The 15,243-nt window shown below is 58.0% G+C and carries 19 protein-coding genes; 7 read left to right on the forward strand and 12 right to left on the reverse strand.

Going from position 1 to position 15,243, the window contains the following annotated elements; genetic code table 11:
* The first annotated feature begins 245 nt into the window (after positions 1-245).
* Positions 246-1,079, forward strand: coding sequence for an undecaprenyl-diphosphate phosphatase (locus CAF73_RS25385; RefSeq protein WP_085700470.1), 834 nt, complete (start codon positions 246-248; stop codon positions 1,077-1,079).
* 23 nt (positions 1,080-1,102) lie between these two features.
* On the opposite strand, the gene dusA is transcribed toward CAF73_RS25385, so the two are convergent.
* The gene (gene dusA / locus CAF73_RS25390) at positions 1,103-2,113 is read right to left on the reverse strand and encodes a tRNA dihydrouridine(20/20a) synthase DusA (protein WP_085704599.1); all 1,011 of its coding nucleotides are present in this window, start codon (positions 2,111-2,113) and stop codon (positions 1,103-1,105) included.
* 102 nt (positions 2,114-2,215) lie between these two features.
* Between dusA and CAF73_RS25395 the strand changes: the two genes are divergently transcribed.
* A complete protein-coding gene (locus CAF73_RS25395) occupies positions 2,216-3,340 on the forward strand; it encodes a site-specific integrase (protein WP_085704670.1) in 1,125 nt (374 codons plus the stop codon).
* Between the two features lies 1 nt (position 3,341).
* On the opposite strand, the gene CAF73_RS25400 is transcribed toward CAF73_RS25395, so the two are convergent.
* The 8 genes from CAF73_RS25400 to CAF73_RS25435 all read right to left on the reverse strand — a co-directional run bounded on the left by CAF73_RS25400 (position 3,342) and on the right by CAF73_RS25435 (position 8,458).
* Positions 3,342-3,617, reverse strand: a complete 276-nt coding sequence (locus CAF73_RS25400) for a pyocin activator PrtN family protein (protein ID WP_025111104.1) — start codon at positions 3,615-3,617, stop codon at positions 3,342-3,344.
* Entirely contained in the window at positions 3,614-3,910 is a 297-nt protein-coding gene (locus CAF73_RS25405) for a hypothetical protein (RefSeq protein ID WP_085704601.1), read from the reverse strand. The genes CAF73_RS25400 and CAF73_RS25405 overlap by 4 nt, the downstream gene beginning before the upstream one ends.
* 64 nt (positions 3,911-3,974) lie before the next feature.
* Positions 3,975-4,268, reverse strand: coding sequence for a hypothetical protein (locus tag CAF73_RS25410; RefSeq protein ID WP_085704603.1), 294 nt, complete (start codon positions 4,266-4,268; stop codon positions 3,975-3,977).
* 16 nt (positions 4,269-4,284) lie between these two features.
* On the reverse strand, positions 4,285-7,080 hold the full coding sequence (locus CAF73_RS25415; protein WP_085704605.1) for a toprim domain-containing protein: 2,796 nt from the start codon (positions 7,078-7,080) through the stop codon (positions 4,285-4,287).
* A gap of 2 nt (positions 7,081-7,082) precedes the next feature.
* Complete coding sequence (locus CAF73_RS25420) at positions 7,083-7,316, reverse strand: hypothetical protein (RefSeq protein ID WP_047293115.1); 234 nt, start codon at positions 7,314-7,316, stop codon at positions 7,083-7,085.
* A gap of 76 nt (positions 7,317-7,392) precedes the next feature.
* Positions 7,393-7,758, reverse strand: coding sequence for a hypothetical protein (locus CAF73_RS25425; protein WP_085704607.1), 366 nt, complete (start codon positions 7,756-7,758; stop codon positions 7,393-7,395).
* Positions 7,755-8,228, reverse strand: coding sequence for a YmfL family putative regulatory protein (locus CAF73_RS25430; RefSeq protein WP_085704610.1), 474 nt, complete (start codon positions 8,226-8,228; stop codon positions 7,755-7,757). Before CAF73_RS25430 ends, CAF73_RS25425 begins: the two co-directional genes overlap by 4 nt.
* A 29-nt stretch (positions 8,229-8,257) precedes the next feature.
* Entirely contained in the window at positions 8,258-8,458 is a 201-nt protein-coding gene (locus tag CAF73_RS25435; RefSeq protein WP_085704612.1) for a DNA-binding protein, read from the reverse strand.
* Positions 8,459-8,549: 91 nt separating this feature from the next.
* On the opposite strand from CAF73_RS25435, the gene CAF73_RS25440 reads away from it, so the two are divergent.
* Together CAF73_RS25440 and CAF73_RS25445 are read left to right on the forward strand one after the other, a co-directional pair.
* Complete coding sequence (locus CAF73_RS25440; protein ID WP_176247772.1) at positions 8,550-8,897, forward strand: helix-turn-helix domain-containing protein; 348 nt, start codon at positions 8,550-8,552, stop codon at positions 8,895-8,897.
* 102 nt (positions 8,898-8,999) lie between these two features.
* Positions 9,000-9,185, forward strand: a complete 186-nt coding sequence (locus CAF73_RS25445; protein WP_085704616.1) for a hypothetical protein — start codon at positions 9,000-9,002, stop codon at positions 9,183-9,185.
* Between the two features lie 55 nt (positions 9,186-9,240).
* Here CAF73_RS25445 and CAF73_RS25450 read toward each other — a convergent pair whose 3' ends face one another.
* From CAF73_RS25450 to CAF73_RS25460, 3 genes are all read right to left on the reverse strand, one after another.
* Positions 9,241-9,498: an ogr/Delta-like zinc finger family protein gene (locus CAF73_RS25450; protein WP_047293252.1), complete on the reverse strand. Its 258-nt coding sequence runs from the start codon at positions 9,496-9,498 to the stop codon at positions 9,241-9,243.
* A gap of 75 nt (positions 9,499-9,573) precedes the next feature.
* On the reverse strand, positions 9,574-10,428 hold the full coding sequence (locus CAF73_RS25455) for a phage portal protein (RefSeq protein WP_256574809.1): 855 nt from the start codon (positions 10,426-10,428) through the stop codon (positions 9,574-9,576).
* On the reverse strand, positions 10,355-12,397 hold the full coding sequence (locus CAF73_RS25460) for a terminase large subunit domain-containing protein (RefSeq protein ID WP_085704618.1): 2,043 nt from the start codon (positions 12,395-12,397) through the stop codon (positions 10,355-10,357). Before CAF73_RS25460 ends, CAF73_RS25455 begins: the two co-directional genes overlap by 74 nt.
* Before the next feature lie 162 nt (positions 12,398-12,559).
* On the opposite strand from CAF73_RS25460, the gene CAF73_RS25465 reads away from it, so the two are divergent.
* The 3 genes from CAF73_RS25465 to gpM are packed head-to-tail and all read left to right on the forward strand — an operon-like array spanning position 12,560 to position 15,224.
* Positions 12,560-13,483 carry a GPO family capsid scaffolding protein gene (locus tag CAF73_RS25465; protein WP_085704620.1) on the forward strand — a complete coding sequence of 308 codons (924 nt, stop codon included), beginning with the start codon at positions 12,560-12,562 and terminating at the stop codon, positions 13,481-13,483.
* Between the two features lie 2 nt (positions 13,484-13,485).
* Positions 13,486-14,508: a phage major capsid protein, P2 family gene (locus CAF73_RS25470; RefSeq protein ID WP_256574810.1), complete on the forward strand. Its 1,023-nt coding sequence runs from the start codon at positions 13,486-13,488 to the stop codon at positions 14,506-14,508.
* A complete protein-coding gene (gene gpM, locus CAF73_RS25475; RefSeq protein ID WP_085704622.1) occupies positions 14,505-15,224 on the forward strand; it encodes a phage terminase small subunit in 720 nt (239 codons plus the stop codon). Before CAF73_RS25470 ends, gpM begins: the two co-directional genes overlap by 4 nt.
* Positions 15,225-15,243 lie beyond the last annotated feature (19 nt).

Here is a 15,243-nt window from a genome sequence, read left to right on the forward strand (position 1 = left end):
GCATACGTATCAGAGCAGTGTGAGCTGGGTCACATTTTATGTGGCGGCCCGTCTTTTGGCTATAACGTCGACAAGTTCACATACGGACGTTTATTAACATGCCTTGAGTGTGGCTTTTGATAAGACATATTCTCCGTCCCCGAGTCGGGCAATGGGTATGCATCTGCCAATTGTTTTACTTCAGATACTCAATGCCTGAATGCATTTAACGGCGCGCCGTAAAAGAGCGTGCCGACGGAGGATTAATGGATTTACTGACCTTGTTCAAGGTGCTGATACTCGGGGCGGTAGAAGGCCTGACCGAGTTCCTGCCCATTTCCAGTACGGGCCACCAGATTATTGTTGCCGATTTGCTGGAGTTCGGCGGCGAACGCGCCATGGCGTTCAACATCATTATTCAACTGGGCGCTATTCTGGCCGTGGTCTGGGAATTTCGCCCGAAGATCTTCGAGATCGTCAAAGGCCTGCCGACCCAGAATAATGCGCAACGTTTTACTCGCAATCTGCTGATCGCCTTTTTCCCGGCGGTCATTCTCGGCGTGTTATTCGCCGACACGATTCATGAATACCTGTTCAACCCGATCACCGTTGCCGTTGCCCTGGTCGTGGGCGGTATCGTGATGTTGTGGGCCGAGCAGCGCGATCATGCAGTGAGTGTCGACCATGTAGACGACATGAAATGGGCTGATGCGCTGAAGATCGGTTGCGTGCAATGTCTGGCGATGATTCCGGGCACGTCGCGCTCCGGTTCCACTATCATCGGCGGTCTGCTGTTCGGCCTGTCACGCAAGGCCGCCACGGAGTTCTCATTCTTCCTGGCGATGCCGACCATGGTCGGCGCTGCGGTGTATTCCGGCTACAAGTACCGCGAACTGTTCCAGAGCAGCGACCTGCCGGTCTTCGCCCTGGGGTTCGTCGTAGCGTTCATCTTCGCAATGATCGCCGTGCGCGGCCTGCTGAAGTTCATTGCCAACCACAGCTACGCCACTTTCGCCTGGTACCGCATCGCCTTCGGCTTGCTGATCCTCGCGACCTGGCAATTTGGCTGGGTCAACTGGACGGCGGCCGCAGCCGCCTGACCCTCAGCCGCTCAGGCCGGGCCTCAACGCCCGGCCAGCAACTCCGCCGCCTGATCCAGCAACGCCAGCGGGTCCTTGGCCTTGTGGATATCCACCGACAACAACTGACGAAACTTGCGCGCCCCCGGGAACCCGGTGCCCAGGCCCAGCACATGCCGGGTGATGTGATGCATCGCGCCGCCGGCCAGCAAATGCTCGGCTATATAAGGCCGCAACTGCGCCAGCGCCTCGGCCCGAGAAATCACCGGCGCCGAACTGCCGAACAACTGCTGATCCACCTCGGCCAGCAGATAAGGATTGTGATACGCCTCGCGCCCCAGCATCACCCCGTCAAAGGTCTGCAAATGCTCATGGCAGGCCTCCATCGTCTTGATCCCGCCGTTCAGAATGATCTCCAGCTCCGGAAAATCAGCCTTCAACCGCGCCGCCACGTCATAACGCAACGGCGGAATGTCCCGGTTCTCCTTCGGCGACAACCCCTCCAGAATCGCAATCCGCGCATGCACCGTAAAACTGGTGCACCCGGCATCCCGCACCGTGCCGACGAAATCGCACAGCTGCTCATAACTGTCCCGCCCATTGATCCCGATCCGATGCTTCACCGTCACCGGAATCGACACCGCATCCCGCATCGCCTTCACACAATCCGCCACCAACTGCGGATGCCCCATCAGGCACGCACCGATCATATTGTTCTGCACCCGATCACTCGGGCAGCCAACGTTCAGATTCACCTCGTCGTAACCGTGCTCCTGCGCCATACGCGCGCAAGCGGCCAGGTCCAGCGGAACACTACCGCCCAACTGCAACGCCAGAGGATGCTCGGCTTCGTTGTGACGGAGGAAACGTTCGTGATCTCCGTTGAGCAAAGCGCCAGTGGTGACCATTTCGGTGTAGAGCAGGGCGTTTTTCGACAGCAGGCGTAGGAAGTACCGGCAGTGACGGTCAGTCCAATCCATCATGGGCGCAACGGAGAACCTTCTAGACAGCGTAGAGCCGGTGTTTGTTGGGTATGTAGCTGAATTCTGTACCATTTTGCTCTACGTGTTTTAAGCCGGTTTCAGGGGGTAAATAGGCGTTTTCTGAGGTCGGTTGGTACAATGTACCAATCACTTTCCAAATTGTACCAGTTGACTATGGCCACGATCAGAGCACGGAAACGCACCGACGGCAGCACCAGTTACACGGCACAGATACGCCTGTTTCGCGATGGGGCGCAAGTTTACCAAGAGAGCCAGACCTTCGCCCGAAAACAGGCCGCACAGGCTTGGGTGCGTAAAAGAGAAACCGAACTGGACGAACCAGGTGCGATCGAGCGGGCAAACCGACCTGGTGCGACGGTCAAGGAAATGATCGATCGGTACTTGGCCGAGATGACCAAGGCGCGACCTCTCGGGAAGACGAAGCTCGGCACGTTGAAGGCGATCAGCGAATCCTACCTGGGGAGGTTGAACGACAGAGATGTAAGCAGCCAGCACCTGGTCGAATATGCGTTGTGGCGCATGGGCAAGGAGGGCGGGGGCGTTCAGCCTCAAACCGCCGGTAACGATCTTGCACACCTGGGCGCGGTTCTCTCGATCGCCCGGCCCGCATGGGGGTATGAGGTGGATCCGCACGCAATGGCGGACGCCCGCCGAGTGTTGAAAAAGCTCGGTTACAACATGAAAAGCCGCGAGCGCGATCGCCGGCCTTCCTTGGGAGAGCTCGACAAACTGCTGACGCACTTTGGAAGTATTCAAAGCCGTCGTCCGGCTTCTATCAACATGCTAAAGCTGACGGGCTTCGCGTTGTTTTCCACACGTAGGCAAGAAGAGATTACCCGGATCCGGTGGGATGACTTGGATGAAGCAGGCCATCGGGTTCTGGTTCGCGACATGAAGAACCCTGGGCAAAAAATCGGTAACGACGTCTGGTGTCATTTGCCGCCAGAAGCATGGGAGATCCTTCAGACAATGCCTAAAGTGTTGCCTGAGATCTTTCCTTACAGCGCTGAATCCGTGTCGACGTCCTGGACAAGGGCCTGCAAAATCTTGGGCATTGAAGATCTGCATTTTCACGATCTGCGCCACGAAGGCGTCAGTCGTCTTTTTGAAATGGATTGGGATATTCCGCGAGTGGCGAGCGTGTCGGGCCATCGAGACTGGAACTCAATGCGCCGTTATACCCACTTGCGCGGGCGAGGGGACGTATATGCAACTTGGGAATGGTTCGAGCGCATCCTGCAGGCGCCCGTAAAACTGGGCGCCAAAACGTTGAAGTGAATTAGCTGCTGCGCGGCGCGCTGTTCAGTTGATTGCTTTCTTTGACTGCTGCAGCGCGCTGTTCATCCAGGTAGGCCGACAGGTCTGCAATATGAACACCTTTCGCACTTTTCTGGCTCGGCTCCATGCGAGTAATCGGGAGCTTTATCTGCCCGGCACCAACCTTGCGTTGAAACATATCCGTTGTCAGGTGCGTGAAATAATCCTGGCACACTCGATCCAAGGGAATTACCACTTGGCCATTGTATTGGGCCATCAGTACAAAGAGCGTTTTCATAGTGCGATTCCTTCGAGTGAGTAAGTTCGATCAGTTGGGGGGCGGTCGGTTGTTGATTTGCCTGCCAGTAGTTGAGCGACGACAGCGAACTCTGCCGCATCGATGTCGCCCAACTCCTTAGCGAAATTGGTAAGGCATTCAAGCCGGATCCGCGCTGCTTCAGTTTTCCGTACGCGATAATCAAACAGCGCTGTACCTACGATTCTGATAGCCATCAGATGCCGTGCATGCGGGTCACTGTTGTTGAGTGTGTTAGCCTTTAAATCACTGCTGCTTTGGTGCCTTGCTTCCATGGTGTTGCCCTCAGTGGTGGTTGATGTCGGGGAGCTGCAACTCCTCGACATCGCTTCTATTCCGTCAGTCCCGACAGGCCAGGTGAATAACCAGGTCAGCGTAATTCGGGTCTTCCTCGGTACAGGATTGCCATTCCAGTACGCTCAAAATCTGCTGTGGGCTGCATGAGTCCACCAGGACTTCGCGCTGGCCACCTGCCGCACGAACTTCAAGAATCTGCAGCAGCCCGTCCTCGCCGTAAGCCCCGGCTTGAATCACCGGCTGGCTCTTGCCCAGTGCACTCAGGCGATCAATGATCTCCTGCAGCTTGTTCGTGTTGCCGTCGCCGGCATTCCCCATAAAAACTTGGATTTGCATCGGTGTAGCCTCCTTTTCACGCTTTGAAGATCCAGCACTTGACCGTTGTGGGACGGCTCGGCGCCAAGGGTGTTCTGCTGTTCATCGCTGCGCGGACTGCGCTGTGTACGGCTTTGTTTGCTTCCAGAAACTTGTGCGAGCGGGACTCTTTCAGCAGGTCGCGCAGGGTGGCCACGTCGGCCAGCTTCTGTTTGTGTTCGGCGGCTCGTTCGCTGAATTCGTTGAGGTTGATCGCGATGACGCTCGGGTCGCTGCTGTGATCGACCAATGGGTCATCATTGAGCGATTCGAGGTAGTCGTAGACTTCCCAGAATTCGGCAACGGCCGGGTGGTCGGAGCTGATTGAGGCCTGGCGCTCGATCGCCATTCGGACGATCTGCCGCTGGGTCGCGGCTACCTGAGGCTCGTCCAGTTTCAGAACCAGGCGCAGGGCATCGAGCAGCGAAAGCAACTGCGCGTGGTTCTTGCTGATCCGCTCCACACGGATGTATCCGCGCAGGTCGGATCCGCAACTGCGGCAGTTACCTTGTTCGCTTGGAAACTCGGTTCCGCAGTCGAAGCAGTGGGTGTGCAGCCGGCGCAACTTGGCTTCGTGTTCGGGCATGCGCTGGGCGAAAAGCTCGAGGACGGCCGACTCTTTACTGACGGCCCGAATCAGGAAATGGCTGAGTGTGCCTCCGTCCAGGGCGTTCAGCTTGTCCGCTGCAGCGCGGCTTTCCGGGGTGACGTTCGGGCGTACAAAGTGCAGCTTGACGATCCGGGTCATGATCGCTTCGTGAGCCACCACGGCGGCGTTTTGGCTGATGGCGATGGTCCCGCGAAAAGGCGGTTCGTACGTTTCGTTGCCCGCGGTTTTGACGCCTTTGGTGGCCAACGTGCCGCCGCCGTAGAAGTCTTTCAGTTCATCCCATTCAAAGGTTTTCGCGTGCGCCCGATCGTCACTGTGGCGATCGGCCTCAAGAAACACCACCGGCATGCCGGAGACCTGCCCCATCAGGCGCGAGCGACCCGCTTTGGTCGACTTCATAGGGTCGAACCCTTCATAGCCTTCGCGGCCCAGCAACTTCCACAGCAGGTTGAGCAGGGTGGTCTTGCCGGCGCCGGCCTCGCCGGTGGCTTCCAGAAACGGGAAGGACTGGTAACGGGCGCGGATCTGCTCGCAGAACAGCGAGCCGAAGAAGAACAACAGCGCAACGAAGCCCTGGGCGCCGAAGCAGGTCCATAGCAACCGTACCCACTGTTCGTTGAAGTCTTTGCCGTCCCGCTGCAGCTTGATCGGCACACCCTTCTGCAGGGTTTTCAGGCGCAGCTTGCCGAACTCGAAATAGTCTTCGCTGTTGACCTTATAGGTAATGCCGTCCTTGATCGCGATATCGCCGTAGACGTAGCAGGCGTATTCCTTGCTGTAGCCGACATAGTCGATGGTTGATACGGTTTTGATGCCGAACAGTTGGTCCTTCATTAGCTTGTCGAGCTGCTGCCCGCTGCCGGTGAACATAGCGCCGGCGGCCATGCCGAGCAGGCGCTTTTTGAATTCACTGGCGGCGGACAGCTGGCCGCTGGTGAAGGTGTTTTTCACGCTTTCGGAGTCGTGCGGGAAATCGACGCGCAGGTAATACCAGGACTCGTCCGTGACTTCGTTGCGCTGGAAATACAGGGCTTGCGGGTAGCAATTGGCAATCTCGACCACGCTGCCCGATTGCTGCAGCGCTTTCTCACGCTGCTGGGCTTGGTTGAGCAACTGGTCGTCGTGGTTCTCGCTGTCCTCGATGTCCTGCATCGCCCGGTTGAATTTCTCCATGTCCAACTTGAACCAGTAGAGGCGGCTGCCGAAGCCCAGGTGGAATTCACCGCGCTTGTTCCAGTCGTACATGAGCAGCGCTTTTTCGGCGGCGCTCTCCGCCAGCAGCAGCGCACCCAGGTGCCGCGCCTGTTTCAGGTCAGCCGCGATCTGGTCGGCGCGTTGGCTCTCGTCTTCGATGAAACTCCAACGTTGATGCAGGTCGTTCCAGTCGGTCTTCCTCCCGTCACGGAGAGGGATCTGCGCGGCCTCACAAACGAACCCGAGCGCCCGCGCCTGCTTGGCCCAGCGTTTGGTGTAGGTATGTGCACCTGGTTCGTTGTCCAGCGCCCAGACCAGCTTCGGCAGCTTCCCCTCACGGTCACGAACGAGCGCCCGTAAGGATTCCTCCGGGAACGCATTCGAAGACATGGCGGATACGGCTGCGATTTCGTTATGCACCAAAGCGATCGCGTCGAAGATGCCTTCTACGATCCAGATTTCTTTGGCTTCGAGCAGGTCGACGCAGGGCGGGCACCACCAGACGCCGCGATAGCTGTCCTTGGATTTGAAGCGAGCCTTCATCTTTCCAAAACGGTGGGGTCGGTCGATCAGCCTTTCCCACCAGCCGCCTTTCTCCAAGGCAAAGCGCACGGTGGCGCTGCCAGCATTGTGTTCTGCCGAGTAATAGCTTTCCTGTGTGAACCATCCCTGGATTAGCTCTAGGCGAAAACCCCGGGCAAATTCCAGATAGGCGCGGGCGGTTGCATTGGGGTGTTGATCTGTCGCCGGCGCGCGTTTGCTCCAGTCTTCAAACAGGTCTTCGTACAGTTCCTTTACATGCAGGGTATGAGCGCATTTTTCAGGTCTGCCGCAGATCACCAACCAAGGAGCGTCAAAGCGGGTGTACAACGTCTTCTGCCGGCATTTCGGACAGGTGCCGCCGCGCATATAGTCGGTGTTTGCCCGGTGCTTGAGGCCGTAATCGCTTGTCAGGCGCTCGATCACGTCGCTACGCAGTTTCTCTTTCATCGTTACTTCACTTTCTTAAGGCAGAGGGAGAGGGCGCCGATCAGGTGTTTCTGGGCGGCCATCACAGGGCAATTAGCGAGGATCGATCCGTGACGCAGGCCTTCGGGAATGAATCGGTATTGGTCTGCGTACCAAAGGTCATTGAGGCTGAGACGGTACTGTTCACGCAGGTTGGCCAAGAGCGCCTGAGCTTGTTCCGGCGGCAGCTTTGCGTGGATGTTCAGAGCGTTTTCCATCGTCAAACCTCAATTTCGGGCGCAGCTCACCCAAACCCACGGGAATGGGGGATCGGGAGGGTTTGTTGGTTGGGTATTACGGAGTGGTGATGCGGAAGCGCCCGTTGTCCGGTGCGTTCAGAATTCGTTCATAGATCAGGCTGACGGGGATGGCCCAAATCTGACCGGTGCCTGTGTCCGTGATAACAGTGTGTGTAGACGTGCTGTTCAGAACATCCAGCCGCTGCCGATCGCTGGCTGCAGACAGGTCGCTGTAGGCCAGGTGAACCATTTTTTCTGCGGTGGGTGTCAGCACGTCAAAGTCGGCAACCAGGTGTTGGACTGCGCGTTTTAGCAGCTGCTGATCGTCGCTCAGGTGTTCGCATTTGTGACGTTCAAGAAAGACCAACGCTGCGGTCTTGAGCATGTCCTGATATTCCTTTACTGCAGGCGCGTTAATCATTGAGTTCTACCCTCACGGTAAAGTGCGATCGCCGCCAGCACTTCGGCGTGACGTGCTGCCAAATGCAGGTTGTTGGCGTCCAGAATCAGTTCGGCTTCTTCTTCGCTGATTGATCCGTCCTCAAGTGCTTGAGCAATAGCTTGGTCAACGCAGCCGCGTTTGGCTGCGACTTGCAAAGAGCGGGCATAGAGTTCGACGTTATCCAGTGTTTCCGGGTCGGCGACTGGAATGAAGCGCCCCCCGTACATCGAGGCGACGTAGTTCGCCAAGTGGTATGTGCCGCTTTCCTGCTCGAGCATGAATATCTGCGCGTCACTGAGGGGCGAGCAGCCAGCGTTTTCGTAAGCATGGTTATCGAACTTTTTTAACTTCATTCCCAAGCGGTTGGCTGCAGCCTCGCGGCCACCGGCGTAGGTTCGAATAATCTCGCTGGTGACTTCCTTGCGGGTATCTAGGATCAGACTTTTCATCTTCTACTTTTCCCTGTCTTTCCGTGGCACTACTGTTCAATCACGCCGTCTTTAATTCCAAGTAGGACGGCTGCTCGATGTGCCTCCCCACGGCGACCTTTGATCCGACCGTTTAAAAGGTCGCTGACTAAATTTTTGTTCAAGCCATGTCTGCGGCTGAATTCCGCGATGCTGACGCCTTTTCGATCAAGCGCAGCCCGGGCTTGCTCGTGCGTAACGGTGGCGGGCATAGTGCACCCCTTGTTCGTTTCTGTTTGTTTGCGTTTGTCTGTGGTGATTTTTGGTCAAAAAATGACCAGGTCAATGGTGATGGTTAAAAAAATGCTCATAGCGGATCGAGTGGGTGAACGCCTCAGGGAAGAGCGCGAGCGCTTGGGGTTGAATCAAACTGATTTTGGTGTGCTGCTAGGCGTTAGCAGAGGCACGCAGAAAAACTACGAATTGGGCGCAAGTTCGCTCGATCTTCGATACGTATCTGCACTTGAAGAGCGCGGCATAGATGCGGCCTATGTGCTAACCGGTCGCCGATCGACTCCGTTGGGTCAACTGTTCAGCGCTGCAGAAGAAGAATTGATAAAACAATTCCGAACTATTTCTGATGAAGATCAGCGAGCAATTTGTCGTTTCCTTGAAGCCATGGCAGATGACGCTGCTCGACGTCGCTCTTAAACCGCGACAAAAGAACACAAATATCGGGAAAGCTCTCATTCCATCGCCTTTTTTTACGCCCCATAAAGTCGCTTCAGCAATGCACTTTATGGAGTAGTAAGCATGTTGGATCGCAAGAAGAACGATCATGCCGCGTTCGATTACAACGAGCCAGATTTAGTCGGGCTCACCAACATCGAGCGTCGGTTGGTCGCTCTGTATCGCAGGCTAAGCAGCGTTGAACAGCAACAAGTCCGCCGCTTGGCCGAGATACTGGCAATCAACCCAAGGGAGAAAATAGGGGGCTGAACGTCATTCTTTGAATGATCCCGATCGCCGGCGCTGTAGCCCCGGCGGTTTGTACCTACGCCACCGCCTGCGATCCCAACTGCTCGAAAAGCTCCCGCTGCTTTGCCCTGGGCAACTCGCGAAACCGATCGATCAACATGCGTTCGAAGGTCTGCGAAGACGGACTGAGCGTGTGTGAGAACGTCAGGTTCGACACCCACGTATGCCCGCACCTTGCGTCCAGGCATTGGCAATACAGCTTCACGAACTCCGTTGTTACCTCTTCCCGTGAAGCAATTCGGCCCTTGTGGCCGCACTTGCAAACAACTCTCATAGTGTCCCTCCCCAGGGGCAGCTGATCGCCACCATATTGCCACAATTTGTAGTGGCATTCGCTCCGAAAGGTGTTTCATGCAGTGGTATCAACTGCTTCTGTCGCTGGCTTCCAGCTAAAACGCCTGTCTTCGCGTAACCGGTCATTGAGCTGATCGAACAGCTGGCAAATCGGTCGAATTTCGTTGCTGGTGTACACGCGATCGATCTTTTCAATGTCGCCAAACCCGCCAGTGTTCTCCGGGATGATGCCGGCCAGCGCGGGGTTCATCCGCCAGGCCGCGATGACGTCGTTTCGGGTGATGTTCTTCACCTTCTCCAGCTCGTCTTTCGCCTGGAAGTCGCCCACCGGGATGATCTGGATCGCGTTCTCTTTGCCGTTGGGGATGTTGACGAACATCGAGCGGAAGTTGCCCACACCTTTGCTGGCGCTGATTTGGGCGCGCAGCTCGTCTTCGTCCTCTTCTGTCAGATCCGGGTCGTTGGTGTAGAAGATGTAGCCGGCGTGCGCGCCGTTGCTGTAGTAGCGCCGGCGAAAGAGGGTGGCGGCCTCATTCAGCAGCAACGCCTGCAAGCCCCCCAGGTAGTCCGGAATCCCGTAAATGTTCTGTTCCACGTCGTAGTCCAGGACGTGGGAGATTTCGTGCGCCTCGAACTCCATTTCCTTGTTGTCCGGCAGCAGCATCACGTAGCCGCCGTCGACCTTTACGCGCATGTTGATCGCCGGCAGGTGCTGCAGCTCCAGCACCTGGCCGAATGCGTTGGTGTCGTTGTAGAAGTACGCTTCGCCAAACACCATGTAGTCCAGTCCGGCGCGTCCCATCGTCTCAGTGCTGCAGCCAGCCGAGGCGATGAACTCACGCAACAGCAGGTTGCGCTTGAACTTCGGAATAGCGCCGTGGTGCGCGTTGGCGCGCAACAGCTTCGCCAAGCCGGCCCGCGATACTGGTGGCTTGTAGATTTTTCCGTCGTCGCTCGGAAACACGCCCACGTACTCGCCGATGTTGCCGGACAGCACCTGTTCCGGCTCCCCGAACGTAAACGAGCGCATCGGTTGCTGCTGTGGTTGGGCTACGTGGTGCTTTCTGCGTTTGCGGTTGGCCATGGCTGCTCTGGTTACTCGTGACGTAGCGGCTACGGCGCCGCTTGTTGGTGTTCAAAGGTTCGTTGGACAGGGCGTGCATCACCGCCCAGGCAATGTCGGCGTGACCGGTGGCTTCGGTACGGGATGCGCTGTAGGTGATCTGGCCGCTGTTGGTGGCGCCGCGCTTGATGGTCAGGAATGCCTGGGCAATGTCCGTCCAACCGGCGTCCCACTCGATGCGACTGCCCTGGATCGTGTCCTGGGCTTTCAGCACCAGGGCGTTTTTCGCCTCCAGGCTGTAGTGAATCGGCGTTGCCTTGGCGTAGAAGTCGCGCACCAGGTCGAATACGCCGTAACCCACGCCGGTGACATCGATTCCGATGTGCTGCACGTTGAAGCGCTCGGTCAGCTTCTTGACTTGCGCGGCCTGGTAAGTGAACGAGTGGCCCCGCCAGCTGTGCTTCTCCAGAATCCGGAACTTCGCCCCGGGTTCGAGCGGCGGCGCGATGACCACGCAGGTGGCGTCGTCGCGTGTTCGGCTCGGGTCGTAGCCCAGCCAGACCGGGCTGTTGCCAAACGGACGATCCAGATCCGGGTTGTAGTCCTCCCACAACGACAGATCCGAATAGCAGCGCTCCAGATCCTTGAGGCTGAATGCGCTTTGCGTGCTGTCGATGAACTTGCAATAGAACAGCTGCTGGAATTTGTCTTCGTCGTACTCCAGCTGCAGCTGCTCGAGGTCGAACAAATCGCAGCCGCCGGCGATCGCATCGTCCAGGGTGATCGTCTTGCGCCACTGACCGTCCGGACACAGCGCGCCCTGCGTGTAAGCCGCTTCGCTCGGCCATTCGCCGCCGGCCTTTTTGCCGCGTTTGCTGTTGCGGAACTCGTCGCCCGACCAGAATGGGTACGCCTGGTGCGACACGGCGCTGGGCGTCGAGAAATAGGTTTTGCGCCATTTCTTGTGGGTGCCCATGGCGCTGGCGACTGTGCTGAGTTTTTCGAAGTCGCGAATCCAGAAGTATTCGTCGACGTAGACGTGGCCGTGGTAGCCCTGAGCGGTGCTGCTGTTGGTGCTGAGAAAGCGCAGCTCGGCGCCGTTGCTCAGGGTGATCGGGTTACCGGTCAGCTCGATGCCGAACCACTGCTGGGCGAACTGGATGATGTAGCTGCGGAAGATCTCCGACTGCGATCGACTGGCCGACAGGAACACTTGGTTATCACCGCTCAACACCGCGTCCATGAACGCTTCGCCAGCGAAGTAGTAGGTCAGGCCGACCTGACGGCTTTTGAGGATGTTCCGGACACGGCGGGTCAGTGGATTCTGTTTCGCCTCGAACAGCTCTTTCTGGTAGCCGTACATTTTCGAGATGAACTTATCCAAGAAGTCCACTTCGGTCAGGCCGCTGACGTCGTTCTTCGCCTTCTTTTCGCGCTTCTTGCCGCCGCCCTCGCGCCGCTCACGGCGTTGGCTTGGCTGGCGTTCGTCAGGCTCGTCCGGACGGTCAGCAGGCGCTGCCGGCGCAGGTTTCGCCGCGAGTTTTTTTAGGCGCTCCAGCAGGCTTGTAAGGCGCTCCAGCTCTTTCAGCTCGGCGTCCGTCAGCGGATCGATCTTTTCCAGAATCAGGGTGATCCGCCGGCTGACTGCGCTCAACGGTTCTTCATCCGTCAGCATCTCGTCCCAGGCGCCTTGGCGGATCCAGTAGTAGACGATACGGATGTTGGGCAGCTTCAAATGCGCCTGAATTTCCTTCACCGAACAGCGGCGTAGGTAGAGGCGTTTTGCGGCTTCTTTGACTTCGGTCGGGTAGTTCATGGGCCGCAGTCTATGCGGCGAAAACGCTGGAAACGCGGGGTTAAATCCCGGCATTCGCCTATATCCGGAAAATAGGAGAACGCCGAAAACCAACCGTTTGTTTGGGGCAAATCGGCTCCCTATCGTGGCGGCTCATTCAACGATTGAGCGCAGTCACCGACCATGCCCCGTTCCCTTGTCTCCTACTGGAAACGTGTTGCCACCAGCGGCCCGACCGTCGATGGCCGCGAGATCCTGCCCCAGGAACTGCGCGACATCGCCGAGACCTACACGCCTGCCAAATACACGGCGGTGATCTGGTGCGACCACGAACGCTGGCCCGGCTCGCACGGCACCGTATTCGCCGTGCGTTTGGTTGAAGAGGGTGAGGATCTGGAGCCTGGCCAAATTGCGCTGGAAGCTCAGCTGAAACCGAACGATCGCCTTCTGTACCTCAACGACCAGGGCCAGAAGCTGTTCAGCAGCATTGAAATCACCCCGAATTTCGCCGGCAGCGGCAAGGCCTATCTGACTGGCCTGGCGGTGACTGATTCGCCGGCGAGCCTCGGCACTCAAGAGCTGTATTTCTCCAATCGCACCAGTCGCGCCGCGTACTACGCCGCCTCACAAGAGCTCGGTCCCCTGCGCGAAATCGAGCCGCAGAGCGAGATCGGGCGCCTGGCCGCCATGTTTACCCGCCTGTTCAAGCGTTTCGGCGTTGAAGACACGCCCACCGAAACCACTCCGCAAACCCCAACCGAGAGCAAACCCCCAATGGATGAAGCTACCGCAACGGCCTTGAAAGCCCTGCTGGCCCAGCTGCTGGTCGTCGCTGCCGGCATTCAGGCCGTGATCGAGCCTGCAGCCGAAGACGCACCGGAACCCGATCAAGCCCCGATCGATGACGTCAGCACGGCTGTCGACGAGATCGTCACCACTGCCGAGGAACAGCGCGAATTCAAGCGCAACGGCGGCGGCAACAAGGCAGTGCTTGCAGCGCTGACCAGCCTGCAGAAGCAGTTCACTGCGCTGCAGAACACCTCCACCGGACGACAGTTGCCGCGCAATTCCGGCCCGACTGACAAGTCCAAAGCGCGGGTGCTTTGACCATGGCTGCTCATTCCCTGAGCGCCTATGGCGCGAAAATGTATGCCGAGCTGCAGCTTGCTCTCGCCGAAACCTACGGCGTCGACCTGGCCAGCAAACAGTTCAGCGTGGAACCGTCGGTAGCCCAAGAGCTTAACGACGCCATCACGGCAAAATCGGACTTCCTTTCGCGTATCAACGTCATCGGCGTGAGCGAGATCAAGGGTCAAAAGGTTTTCTTGGGCGTGTCCGGCCCGGTGACTGGTCGCACCAACACCAAGACCACCGATCGCGAAGCAAAAGATGCGTCCGCGCTCGATGACAGCACTTACGAACTGTCGTCGACCGAATCGGACGTGGGCCTACCCTACGCGAAGATCGATGCCTGGGCCAAGTTTCCGGACTTCCATCAACGCTACTCCGCCGCCGTGCAGAAACAGATCGCCCTGGATCGCATCATGGTCGGTTTCCACGGCACCCACGCGGCAGCGCAGACCGACATCGCAGCCTATCCAATGTTGCAGGACGTGAACAAAGGCTGGCTGCAGCAGATGCGCGAACAGGCGCCGCAGCAGGTACTCAAGGAAGGCAAGGCGCCTGGCAAGGTCACCATGGGGCCGAACGGCGATTACGCAAATCTCGACGCCCTGGTGCACGACACCAAGCAAATGGTGGACGAACGCCTGCGCGACGGCGGCGACCTGGTGGCGATCATCGGTTCCGACCTGTTGGCCGCTGACAAAGCCAAGCTGTACGCCAAGCAGGGCGACACCCCGACCGAGAAAGAGCGCATCGAGGACGCCCAGGTGATTGCCACCTACGGCGGTCTGCCGAGCTTTAGCGTGCCGTTCTTCCCGGTCAACGGCGTGCTGGTCACCAGCTGGGACAACCTGTCGATTTACTTCCAGGACTCCAGCTGGCGCAAGCAAACCGTGGACAACCCGAAACGTTCCCGCGTCGAGGATTACAACAGCCGCAACGAGGGCTACGTGATCGAGCAGCTGGAGAAAATCGCGCTGACCGAAAACGTGGAGCTGGTCGCATGAGCCTGGCCCTTGCCCACAAGCGCCGCATTTTGGCTCAGGGAACCGCTGCAGTGATCGCTGCTGCAGCGGCACCGCTGGCGTATTCGCCGGCGGAAGCCCTGAGCAGTCCGGCCAACGCGAAAAAGCACCTGCTGCTGATGGAAGCCTCGCTGGATGAAGACCTGAAGCGCTTGAGCGATTTAAAGAACTTGGCGAGCAAGCAAACGCTTAAGCGAACTGAGTTGCTGCCCAAGTACCAAGGCTTCATCCAGCGCTACATGGATTCGGGCTTGGTGATGCAGAACCCCGTCCTGGTGCAGGTGATGGTCTGGCTGTTCGACACCGAGCAGTTCGAAGACGGTCTGGAACTGGCGGACTTCGCGATCGAGCAGGGCCAGGAAATGCCGGAGCGCTTCAAGCGCAACGTGCAGACGTTCGTAGCGGACGCGGTGATCGAATGGGCTTTCCGTGAATACAACGCCCAGCGCAGTCCGGAGCCGTACCTGTCCGACCTGCTACCGCGTGTCGACGGTGAATGGGATCTGCCCGAACAGATTCCGAGCAAGTACCACAAGTTGATCGGCATGCGCGCCATGGAGGCCGAGCAGTGGGAAACGGCGCTCAAGCACCTGGAACGTTCCACCGAGCTGCACGCCAAGGCCGGCAACGAGACACGCATTGCGAAGTGCCGTAAGGCGATCGCCAAACAAGCACCCGCCGTCACCGGCGCCCAATAACCGACTACCCCCCTAGCGG

The sequence above is a fragment of the Pseudomonas sp. B15(2017) genome, from assembly GCF_002113215.1.
Lineage (GTDB): Bacteria > Pseudomonadota > Gammaproteobacteria > Pseudomonadales > Pseudomonadaceae > Aquipseudomonas.